This is a genomic window from Butyrivibrio sp. FC2001 (assembly GCF_000424125.1).
Taxonomy (GTDB): domain Bacteria; phylum Bacillota; class Clostridia; order Lachnospirales; family Lachnospiraceae; genus Butyrivibrio.
In genome coordinates this window covers 360222-372624 of sequence record NZ_KE384132.1, presented here as the reverse complement: position 1 = coordinate 372624, position 12403 = coordinate 360222, and the positions used below count along the sequence as shown (strand labels likewise).

General features: G+C 38.7%; 9 protein-coding genes. All 9 read right to left on the bottom strand.

Going from position 1 to position 12403, the window contains the following annotated elements:
* Positions 1–20 precede the first annotated feature (20 nt).
* The 9 genes from G601_RS23620 to G601_RS0115240 all read right to left on the bottom strand — a co-directional run bounded on the left by G601_RS23620 (position 21) and on the right by G601_RS0115240 (position 12396).
* Positions 21–3782: a response regulator gene (locus G601_RS23620; RefSeq protein ID WP_051205908.1), complete on the bottom strand. Its 3762-nt coding sequence runs from the start codon at positions 3780–3782 to the stop codon at positions 21–23.
* Positions 3783–3812: 30 nt separating this feature from the next.
* On the bottom strand, positions 3813–4313 hold the full coding sequence (locus G601_RS0115275; protein WP_035790827.1) for a Gx transporter family protein: 501 nt from the start codon (positions 4311–4313) through the stop codon (positions 3813–3815).
* Positions 4306–4992 carry a hypothetical protein gene (locus G601_RS0115270; RefSeq protein WP_026490636.1) on the bottom strand — a complete coding sequence of 229 codons (687 nt, stop codon included), beginning with the start codon at positions 4990–4992 and terminating at the stop codon, positions 4306–4308. The genes G601_RS0115275 and G601_RS0115270 overlap by 8 nt, the downstream gene beginning before the upstream one ends.
* Before the next feature lie 35 nt (positions 4993–5027).
* Positions 5028–6422 (bottom strand): PP2C family protein-serine/threonine phosphatase, encoded by a 1395-nt coding sequence (locus G601_RS25260; RefSeq protein WP_207638062.1) that lies wholly within the window; start codon positions 6420–6422, stop codon positions 5028–5030.
* Between the two features lie 179 nt (positions 6423–6601).
* Complete coding sequence (locus G601_RS0115260; protein WP_026665876.1) at positions 6602–7006, bottom strand: ATP-binding protein; 405 nt, start codon at positions 7004–7006, stop codon at positions 6602–6604.
* 54 nt (positions 7007–7060) lie between these two features.
* Complete coding sequence (locus G601_RS25255) at positions 7061–8236, bottom strand: anti-sigma factor antagonist (RefSeq protein ID WP_051205904.1); 1176 nt, start codon at positions 8234–8236, stop codon at positions 7061–7063.
* 31 nt (positions 8237–8267) lie between these two features.
* A complete protein-coding gene (locus G601_RS23605) occupies positions 8268–11501 on the bottom strand; it encodes a cellulase family glycosylhydrolase (protein ID WP_081673553.1) in 3234 nt (1077 codons plus the stop codon).
* Positions 11502–11571: 70 nt separating this feature from the next.
* A complete protein-coding gene (locus G601_RS0115245; RefSeq protein WP_026490634.1) occupies positions 11572–11871 on the bottom strand; it encodes an STAS domain-containing protein in 300 nt (99 codons plus the stop codon).
* Between the two features lie 141 nt (positions 11872–12012).
* Positions 12013–12396, bottom strand: coding sequence for a NusG domain II-containing protein (locus tag G601_RS0115240; protein ID WP_026665875.1), 384 nt, complete (start codon positions 12394–12396; stop codon positions 12013–12015).
* Between the last annotated feature and the right edge of the window lie 7 nt (positions 12397–12403).

The window sequence follows — 12403 nt, the reverse complement described above, 5'->3', positions numbered from 1 at the left end:
AATCTTCCTCCATATAAGTTTTACTCTAAAATATAACTTATATCATCTTTAATTCTATCATACCATTCGAAAATTGCTCCAGTTTTTTCGTCAATTGTCTCAATTTTGTTATCTTTTCCTGCAAATTCAAGCTCTCTTGCAAGCTCGCTAAATTCATCAGCACCAATAAGTCTGGCTGAACTCTTAAGCGCATGCATCTCAATAATATAGTTCTTTATATCCTTAGCTTCATAGAGCTCCCTGATGCGCTTTTCCTTGGCATCAGCACTTCTGATAAACATCTGCAGAATTGTTATATAAGCATCCTCTGTTCCGCAAAGGCCCACTGCTTCGTCAACCTTCAGATATTCAAGGTCTCTGAGGTCATCAATTGCATCATTATCTTCAGCCACTATTGCGCCCACTTCACCTGTAGGTACAAACTCAATGATATCCTCATCAAGATCAGGCCCCTTAACAGCCTTCTTCTCTTCCTTAGCTTCCTCTTCTTCATTTTGAACATAAGAAACCTTGAAGGAAGGCAGATACTTGGAAAGGAGTTTTTCAAGACTCTTGGGATCAACAGGCTTGGAGAGATAGTCATCAAAGCCTGCTGCAATATACTCTTCCTTTGCTCCCAGAACAGCGTTAGCCGTAAGAGCAATTACAGTGGTATCCTTTCTTAAGAGCTTCTTTTCTCTTATCTTGATAAGTGTCTCAATACCATCCATCTCAGGCATCATGTGATCGAGCATGATAATGTCATAGTGCTTGGTACTTACCTTATCAATACACTCCTGACCACTCGATGCAAAATCAGGCTTAATCCTGTTTCTCTTAAGAAGACTCTTCATTACCGCAAGGTTCATATCGTTATCATCAACAACGAGAATTTCAGCGTATTCAGCAACAAGATATTTATCCTCATCCTGCTCAGCTTCCATGATGATATTGTTGATATCAAACTCACCTATATGTCTCCAGTCAATTACCTTCTGCTTTAATTCAAATGAAAACTCTGAACCTTCACCATAAACACTCTTTACCTTGAGGTTACTTCCCATCATCTCAAGAAGACTTGTAACAATAGCTATTCCAAGTCCTGTACCTTCGATATTTTTATTTCTTCTTTGATCGAATCTCTGGAAGGACATATTGAGCTTATCGATATCTGCGTCACGGATACCAATACCCGTATCAGAAATCTTTACATCAAGCATGATATGTTCTTTTCCTATTTCCGTTCCGACGATGGATAAAGTAACGCTACCCTTTTCTGTATATTTAACAGCGTTTGTCAAAAGATTAAGGATTACCTGCTTTATTCTGAAATCATCGCCGTACATTCCCATAGGAAGCTTGGGATCAATATCCAGCTTAAACTCCAGATTAGTCTTCTTAATCCTTGCATTTATCATGTTAATGACATCTGCAAGAAGGGATTTCGTCTCATAATTAACATTAACAATTTCAAGCTTACCTTCTTCAATCTTAGAGAAGTCAAGGATACTGTTAATAAGAGTAAGCAGCGTCTTTGAGGCACTCTGAATATTCGCAGCATATCCCTTAATATCATCGGAAGAGCACTCTCTTATGATCATCTCATTCATACCGATGATCGCATTTATAGGCGTTCTGATCTCATGGGACATCATAGCAAGGAAATCACTCTTAGCCTTACCTGCTGCAATTGCCGCATCAGCAGATTCCTGCAGCTTTGTATTCATCTCATCCTGCCATGTGATAAGGCCTCCAAGGAGCCTGTAAATAATAATCACGCAGATAAGTGATACAAAGAATGCTATCGATCCATAAAGGATTGTCCTACCATAAATTGCAAGGAAGTTAAACACAACAAAAACAGTAAAATCTGAAACACTACTCTTTTCAGCGATAATTACTTTATAGACGCTGTCGTAATCCTTGATAATATCTACTGTTTCCTGATTCTTATAAGCATCCTTATAGGGAAGTGATGCTATATTGGTGGATCTGTCCTTTGTCATCTGATAGGTGCCATAGGGGTGATTGATTATTACTCCTCTGGCATCGGTAAGGAACGCATAGCTCTCATTAGAATATGAATTTCCAAGGATTTCCACAAGCTTATCAATATAAAAATCTATACCAAATACGCCCAGGAAATCTCCTGTATTCTTATCAAATACCTCCTGCGAAAAAGTTATACAGTAAAGACCTGTCTGAGCATCAATATACGGACTTGAAATATTAAAGCCGGACTCAGAATTTATGGTATCCATATACCACTGTCTGTCTTCAATTCTAAAATCAGTTCCAGGCTTCCAGCCATTATTCATGAAAACCGTAGGTGAAAATTCCTTATTTGCAATGTAAGTAGCTGAAATCTGATCATAGCAGGCTGTAACGCGGTCAAGATACGTAATGGTCTCATTATAATCATTCAAAATGCCTGGATTCGTTGCAATGTCATTACAGAACATATCAAGTATGCTCTTTTGAGATACAGTCCACTCGGATACCTGGCTCTCATATTCGCCCACCGCTTCCTGCATTCTGGCTCTGCACCATCTGGATGTCATCCAGCTGATCGAGAAAACACTTATAAGCATAGTAATGCACATGAGAATAATGATAATATTCCTGAACCTGGAGCTTACCCTTGCATACTTTTTTACATTCAGTCTGGCATGCTTCTGGTTTTCACCTTTAACATAATTTGAGTAACTGATGATCTGATGAATATATTCAGATAGCTGAATCGAGGCCTCCTGTATGGTCTTAAACCTTGCCTCGTAGTTCATGTCCTCATCAAAGACTGTTGAATCCGCATTATTTAAGATCTGATTAAGGGGAGTTTTCAGATTGCCGGAAACAGTCTTAAGGAAATCTTCTTTTTCCTCAAGTGCTTCCTGTGCCTTGATCTCATTTGACTTACTGATGAAATAAAGCGCAAATACTACTGAAAACAAAATGACATTAAGAATCATGGCTCCAACGAGCCAGACATAAGAATTGCGATAGAGCTCCCAGTCATTTATACAAACAATAAGATACCATCCGGAGTTGGTTCCTGTGGCAAACAGATTATCATTTACCAGTCCCTTTCTTATCTTAATGGAAACTGTTTCAGTGGAGCCCTTGGCAACGTTAAATATTCCAACGTAGTCCGGATATGAATCTGCAAGAAAAGTTCCTACATAGCGATCATCGCTGCAGCCCGCAATAACACCTTCCTCTGTCACAATAACAGAGAGGTTGTTATCAGTTATAGAAATCTTTTGAATCTCTTCCTGAATTTTTGCAAGAGTATAGTCAATCGCCAAGACTGAACCATTATTATCAATAGCTTTAGATACGGAATAACATATATTACCGGACACAGCATCTATGTAGGGAGCTGTAATATAAACATTTCCGCTATTTCTAACCGCACCTGTATACCATGAGCGGTCAGTTGCGGAGTAATTTTCATCATCAAGCTCCGGAATGATTTCCCAATCAGTTCCGGCCGCATAAACATTAAAGCCCACGCCATCTGTTTTGATCTTAACCTCTTCTTTAGCCTCGTAAATAAAAGACTCAAGAGCCTCATGATCAGAAGAAATGGCTTGTGCTTTATAAGAATATTCTGCTGTTAAATTTTTGGCGTTATTAATACCGTTTTCAAGCTCAGCGCCGATACTTTCAAGCTGATATTTTCCTGCATTGATGGTTTCATCAGCTGTTGTCTTAAATACAAGCACCAGATTAAGACTGTTAACGATTATAAGAGCTATAAGTACGATGATAATTACGCCAGCTGCCTGCTTTTTCTTGTTCACTAAAATACCTCCGCAAAGGCGTTAAAGCAGCTACAAATATTTAACATATCTGAGCATTATCCCGGCTATGATTCCATTTAAAAAGCCGGTCAAAGCTCCCGATATCATCAGAAGCGGCAGATAAAAAACTATGCCTGAGGTCTTAACAACAAATGCGGCAATCAGAAGCTGTGCCACATTATGGGCTATGCCACCGCAGATACTTACTCCTCTGATATCAAAAATATTCGTTTTCTTTACCAGGATCATTACAAGAAAGCTCACCACAGCGCCTGCCGCAGAAAACATTATTCCAAACATGGTTCCAAACAATAATCCTGTAAGAATAATCCTAAGTATATTTATTACTATCCCTGATTCCCATCCAAAGCTATAGAGAAGAAGCACTATAACCATATTGGGGAGACCGAGCTTCATGCCCGGGACTCCGCCCAAAAATGGAAAAAGAGATTCAATATAAGACAATATCATTGCATAAGCAAGTAAAAGTCCAAGAGTAGAAATTTGTTTGATATTTAGGGTCTTATTCATTTTTTAGTTCTTTAATAATTGTCATCTCTATTGTGTTACTCTTTGTTCCTACGATTACATCAGTTGCAATATTGGCAACGATTGATTTCTCCAGCTCATCCCAGGCTTCCTGAGTAGCGTCATCCTGCTCATCTTCCTCAATGGCATCGGAAAGTGAAAGCTTATAGTCAGATAATGACCAGGCAGATCCAAGATCTGCAATTCCGCCCATGCCATCATAAATACCCATACTTCCAAATCCAACACTTACTCCACCATATTCCTGCTGAAGTCTTCCAACATAGTCAAAGTCAAGAAGTCCGGTCTCAATGATATCAGCAATCTTTGCCATAAAACCCTTAGCCATGGCATTTTTACCATCTGTAGCCATACCAAGAAGCTCTTCCTTCTTTTCAAAGGACATGTCGGTTTTTGCTGTGAGCTTAAGGCAGCAGTAATGCTCAAACTTTTCAAACCAAAGCATTGCCGAGAAATCCTTTGTGATCTGCTCAAGCATTAAGGCAGTCTCTTCAAAAAGGAGCTCCATATGAAGGTTATCCTTAGGAAGAAGCTGGCATTCCTGAAGATTATCTCTGGCCTTACCAAAATCAGCCTCAAGATTATTGTCCTTGCAGGTTATGATAATTCTCTTTGATCTGCAAATAGGCTCCTTCTCAATTTCCTTGTACATTTTTTCCATAAACTCCACCTCACTCAAAATTATTTTTTTATAAGTTATACCACCTCAGCGCCCGCATCAGCCCCATAGTACTTAAGGCATAGCATTGTGATATCATCAAACTGTGGTGCATCCTTAACGAATTCCGTGATACGATTCCTTACATGTTTATCAAGAGTAATAGGATCTGCATCCGGATCCTCATTAAGTGCGCTTAGCATTCTGTCGTTACCAAAGAGCAGATTCTTGGAATTGGTAGCCTCGGTAACTCCATCTGTATAGATGTACAAAGCATCACCGGGCTGAAGCTTTAGCTGGCCTCCTCTGAAGGAAAGTCCTTCCATTGTTGCAAGAGGCGGTGAATGCTTTTCCTTTAATAAAGTGAAATTCCCTCCACCGGTTCTGATGCAGGGATATTCATGTCCCGCATTAGCGTAATCCATTATTCCTGTAGATATATCAATAATTCCAAGCCATGCAGTTACAAACAGCTCAAGCTCATTTCCCTCACATAGCTGGTTATTTACCTTCTGCAAAATAGTACAGGGATTCATTTTTCTTGAATACAATCCCTGATTCTTAATGATCGTTCTTGATACCATCATAAACAGCGCTGCCGGTACACCTTTACCCGAAACATCAGCTATTACAACAGCCAGATGGTTATCATCTATCATAAAGAAATCATAAAAGTCTCCGCCGACCTCCTTGGCAGGAGTCATTGAAGCATATAAATCAAATTCATTTCTGTCAGGAAAAGGCGGGAAAATTCTTGGAAGCACATGCTCCTGAATAGAAGAAGCAAGCATAAGATCCCTGTCAGCAATAGCCTTATCCCTTCCCTGAAGGACATTGAGCATGCAATACATTAGCAGTATTACCAGCATCAGTACACCGCTTATGATAGAAAGCCCATACACTCTTATAGTCAATATTGATACTATTAAGGGTGCAATTGCATACATAAAAAAAGTTATAATCTGATATCTTTGAAGATTTTTCCTCTCCCACACAACTACCAAAAGCGTGGCTACCGTTGATGAGAAAACATATATCATAGAGATCAGATATAAAGGACTTCTATGGTATAACCCATCTGGTGACACGTAATAGTAAATTCCTGTAAATATGTTGCTAATCCTCATGAATAAAGATATAAAAAGGCCTGCAACCTGAAATTTATCAATAAGCTTTACTATTCTTCTGTCAGTTTCTAAGTATGATTCTGTATATTTCCAAAAACAGAATAGTTCCAAGGGTGCACATAAATAATAGAAAAAATTGTCCACGTAATTTATAAGCGCAAGCTTTGGAACTCCATCTACCAGCCATGCTATTGCATCTGTAAAAAGTGCTATGTATGCCGCATTAAGCAAGTATAGTAACCACTTAAGGTTTGATCCTGTTTTCTGGACGTCAATGAGACAGCATATAAAAAGTACTGCCCCCATCAACATTCCAAAAATATCCCCACTAATATTAAAAACATAAATTGGTTTAAGATTATTTATGCCTCTTATAAAGATCATCTGGGCACAAACAAAAACCATCAAAAAGTAAACTACAGAGACTATATACGCCCTGTTCTTCTGTTTCTTAGTTATAAACTCCATTCTATAGGTCCATCCGGTCAGTTAATAGATTTTACTATCGTAGTAATATTTTTATTGTCCTTGTATTCATAGCGAACATCATCCATGCTGTTCTTAACCATATAAATACCAAGACCGCCAATCTGCCTCTCTTCAGCTGAAAGTGTAACATCAGGATCATCCTTGGCAAGAGGATCATAATGTCTTCCGCTATCTATAAGGGTAATTGCCGCGCTGTTTCCTTCAATTTCATAACGGATCACAGCATCTCCAACCTTGTCCCTATATGCATAATGAGCGATATTGACAAACAGCTCTTCAACAGCCATATCAATCTTCATCTGATTTTTCATATCACAGCCGTCATTTTCAAGCTCGCTGTCAATAAATTCCAAAACCTTGGGAAGGTTTTCAACTATTGCATCAATCTTTAGTTCTTTCATAACCCCCATCCTTTTTGGTGCTTCAAACTAATAGTTTCGAATATTTTGAAAAGCTTAGAATTCCAACGTATCAATTCTGTCAAGGAGTTCTATGAGCTCCTTTGTCCAAAGCTCTATTTCCTGCTTACCGGTTTCATTTTCAAGTGCACCGCGTCTGATATTTCTTCTGATAATTCTTGTATAGCCTACAATTCTGGCTTTATCTACAACCTCTTTTATTCTGTCCTCATCTTCCGTGCCAAGATAAACAGACATTGCCTTGTTAAAGAACTTAATAGCTTCATCACTGCTGATCTTAAGAAAATCCTTACATCCTTCTTTATTGACTTCATAGAAACCAATAAATGCATTGTAAATGGATGCAAGCTCGAAAATAGGATGTCCAACTGCCAGAGTATCCATATCGATGAGGAGAACCTCACCGTCCTGAAGCTCAATATTGTTGGTATGATAATCACCATGGATCATATGATTGGATTCAGGCACCTTTTCGATAAGTGACTTAAGCTTTTCATAAGATTCAACAGGTAAATAATCCTTATCGAATTCAGCCCATTTAAGAGCCGTTTCCTTAATGCTGGGAAGCTTCCCTTCAGGAACCTCAGTCTCATGAATTTTCTTAAGAAGACCTGCAAACTCATTTACGCACCAGTCAAACTTATCAGGCTCTGTTGCCAGAATCTTTGAAAAGGATGTTGCATTTAAGAGCTCAAATACTGATCCGTAGCTGTCTCCAACCTTTACGACATCATAGGATATTGCAGTAGGTATTCCAAGGACAAGTGCAAGCCTTGCAACCTCGCGTTCATGCTGAATATCATTAAGGGCATCCGCATTTTTATAAACCTTAACAACATTATCGCTATCAATTCTGTACAGAATGCCATTGGCACCCTTACCTATAACTTCACAGCCTTCAACGCTGACAACCTTGTAAGCCTTCTCAACAGTCATCATCTGATTAAAGCCTGTCATATCAAATATCTCATATACCTCTGAGCTCACATTTATTATTCTCAGATTCTTCTTAGTTTTTCTTAAATGAAGGAGAACACGGAGTCCGGCACTGGAAATATATTCCAGATTCTGAGCATCAATAACCACTTCATCGGGAGAATCAAATGCTTCCTTCATGCTTTCCTCTACCTGAGGCGCATTGTTTGAATCAATTCTACCTATAAGTTCAATAAGTAAACCGTCTGATTGCTTTTGAATATTTACCTCTTTCATAATTACCTCTTCTCCATATACTAAAAGGTCATCAGTGTCTTGTTGTCCTTGCAACTCTGTAGGCTATATTCTGCCACAGGTGGGTGATTATTCCGAAGTCTCTTGAAAGTGACTGTGGAAGCGATGGTACGCGGTCATAAAGTATTTCAAGATATTCCATCTCGGAATCGCCAAAGTCTAAAATTTCAATGGTATGCGAATAAATACCACCGTTCTTGGATTCAATAATATTGGTTACCGCACCATCAAGCTTTGCACTGTATTTCTCAGTGTCTATGCTTAATTTAACTGAAGCTCCTGATTCAAGCTTAACCCCATCATCCAGGAAAATAGAAACACTATGCTCAGTGAGCCTTGTTGTAACGCCGTAGTACTTTGAGCCTTTACCCTCTCCGTGTGCAATTTCAACCTCGACAGGCTCTGCATCAATTACATGTACAACCTCGTTATCGGAATCTCTTCCATCAACAAGGAACATCGACATAATAAGATAGTAAAAATTCCTTATCATCCAGAACAATAGTACCGACAGTCCAAGGAAATTCATCCAGTTAAGCATCATCAATACTCTCGTGATACCAATTACCGAGCATATCGAGAGAATGATAAACGGTGCCATGGTCCTTAGATCGGTTTTTCTCTTTGCAACCTTTTTCGATTTATCCGTAACCTTAAAGGTCGAAAGAGTAATTCCAAATGTCTCTTTTAAAATCGGAATGAAAAGATGAGGCATGACACTTGTCTCATATATTCCGCTCCATTTTATAGACATGGCGTTCTGACTTAAAACTCTAAGAGTTATATCCTGCAAAGCAAACATCGGAAGCCAGTAAACTATAAGATCCATCCAGTTACACTTTAGAACCGGAACTGCAAAGGTTGCAAACAGGATCGGTGAAAGCATATAAATAAAGTTCTTTAAGGGTGAAAGCCAGTAGACTACGCAGCTCCAATAGCTGATCTTCTGTCTGAGTGATAATCCCTTCATTCTCCAGAACTTCAGTTTTCTGGCAGTTACGATAACACCTCTTCCCCAGCGTGTTCTTTGCTGTATATGCTCTTTAAAGGTATGAGGCGTCTGTCCACTTGCAAGAGGTTCGGAAATAGCCAGACTGACATATCCCTTTGACTCTATAAGCAGTCCGGTTGCAAAATCCTCTGTAATGGATTCTGTATAGAAGCCTCCGATATCTTCAAGAGCCTTTCTGCTGAGTATCGTATTTGAACCACCATATATAACACTGTTTGTGGAGGTCTTGGCAACCTCAATGGTTCTATAGAAGAAATCCTGCTCATTGGGAGCTCTTCTTTCAGAATACAATGCATGCTGGAATACATCCGGATCATAGAAGCACTGCGGAGTCTGAAGAACACCAAGGCGAACCTTTTTTCCATCCTCCAGCAATAAGCTTTTCTTTTCTGCCTCCACAAAGTACGGTATGGTCTTTAACAGAAAATCGCTCTTTACTATCATGTCCGCATCAAGGGTGACAACATAGGGAGACGAGGTCTGTATAAGTGCATTATTGAGGTTTCCTGCCTTTGCACCCTTATTATCAGGTCTGTCAAAGTAACCAACGCCCATATCTTCTGCAAGCTTTCGCATTTCTGAGCGCCTGTTATCATCGCATACATAAACATGAACTTTATTCTTATCAGGATAGCTTAAATGTACACATCCATTGATTGTTTTCTTAAGAAGTTCACAGGGTTCATTATATGTAGCAATAAAAATATCAACATCAGGAAATTCCTCATCCTTTATCTTTGGAAGAGGATGTCTCTTCATGCCAAGAAGGCTCTCATAAAATACAATTGATTCAAGGAAGCCTAGTATTTCAACCAAAAGAAGAAATATATTTCCCACAACAGCTATAAAACCAAATTCGATCGGTACTGAATAAAAAATTCTCCAGCACAGATAAACCAATGTCAGGTATGAGCTTATGATAATTATTGCTTTTGCAACAAAGTAAGCTACGCCGCTCTTTCTTGAATTATCCCTAAGCTCTTTTTTCGTAAACAGATCATAATAGGTCGCATGTCTGTTTTTCGTAAGTTGTATATAAATAAAGCGAATTGTAAAAAATACCAATATGATAAGCGCACACAATGCTGCAAATTCAGGATATTTATATACAGTTGTAAAGCCGCGTTTTCCAAGTGAATTGGTCACATAGGACTCAAGCTTTTGAATGTCTGTTTTTTTTAGCACATCCGCGGGAGCATAAATATCATCTGGAGGAGTGCCCTTTATAAGCTCCTTAACCCATTTACCATATTCGGTAAGATACTTATCATCCAGCCCATATTTTACAGGATCATACTTTATGTTGAAAAATGCAGAAGTTTCATCCTTGTTTGAAAAACTCCAGACTGTATAGCTTATCTTATGCTCATCCAGATAATTGAACCATTTTCTTGCCCAGGCAAAATCGATGTCTCCATCACCTGTATGTTCACTTATTCCGCATTCGCTTATAAAAACAGGTGCATTCTCATTTACCGCTGTTTTCAGCTCATCCATAAGATCATCCTTATGAGATGCAGCATAAAAATGTAATGAATACATTACATTGTCAAACTGAAGCGGTCTGTTTATTGCAGGCAAAAGTCTTCTGTCATATTCAGGTGTTCCCACAACAATGACAGAATCAGGAACGTTTTTTCTTATTACAGGTATAACGTCATTACAATAGGTAACAATATCATCCCAACTTGTATCGCCATTAGGTTCATTACATATTTCGTAAATAAGATTGGGTGAATCAGAGAATTCTGAAGATATTTTCTCAAAGAAATCCAGAGCCTCTTTTTTGTTTACATTAGGATTTTGTTCTTCAAGCACATGCCAGTCCACAAGAACATACATATCAGCAGCTATCGCAGCCTGTATACCTTTTCTCATGTATTCCATGCTGATATCTTTATCCTTGCTGCAATATACATGTGAATACATTGCAAGCCTAATAAAGCTGCTGTTCCATTCATCGGAGAGCTGCTTGAATAATTTCTCGTCTATAAAGTCCGGATACCAGGTAAGACCGTGCGTACTAATACCTCTGAGTTGCACAGGTTTTCCGCTCTCATCTACTAGTTTGCCCCCATCCACATGGAGTCTTCCATTAACAGAAGGCCTCGCTGTCTCAGCAAGCTTTGTGCTGCTCTCAGCAAAGGACGTAATCTTAAGCGGACAAAATAGGCCAAGAAAAATCACTATTGCTAATAAAAGCGCGGAGATTTTCCTGATATTATACTTATCCATATACCCTCATTAAGAAAAAAAGCATAAATAGCAGGATAAACATAGTTATCCTGCTATTATATAAACGGTATTATTCGATTGTAAGAATATCTGAAAAGCCTGTTACCTCGAAGATCTCATTAACCTCCTCGGAAACATTCTTAACAACCATCTTGCCCTGCTTATTCATTGTCTTTTGAGATGACAGAAGCACGCGAAGACCTGCACTGGAAATGTACTCGAGTTTAGCGAGATCAAACTCAAGAGTCTCTACTCCAGCAAGTGAAGACTTAAGCTCTTCCTCAAGTGTGGGAGCTGTTGTTGTATCAAGTCTTCCTTCGAGACCAACTACCAGATTTTTGTCCTTCAAGTCTTTAGTGATGTTTAACATTCGCATACCCTCCTCATAATTAGTATGTTAGAATTTTTAAATTTTTAAATAAAAAATCACTTATAAAAACATTTTACACTATTCCGATAACAATTGTAGTATTTTTATATTTTTTTTATATGTTTCTCAATTATTTTGCTTCTATTTAGCTATCGAATCCAATTCATTACTCTTATCAGCTCCCATTATTGTGACAACAACCCTGTGGGGAAGGCAGATTACGGATTCGCCTTCCTTTATTATTTTACCCTGTTTTACGCAAAGCTTATCAGGACAGTCCGCATAGCTGACATAACAGGTGCCGTCCTTAACAATAACTTTATTCTCGCCGCCCTCGTAGCCGGTAGCGACAAATTCAGCATCCTCTGAGAGTGGAAGCTCTTTTACTGTTTCTCCATTCACAGTGATAACAGCTATCTTCCCCTTAGGCGAAAGCATATTGATTGCTACCGATAAAGTGAGCGAAAAGATGATTATTATAATAAGAAGTATGACTGATCTTTTATTCCTGGCCTTTTCTTCCATTCTGCTG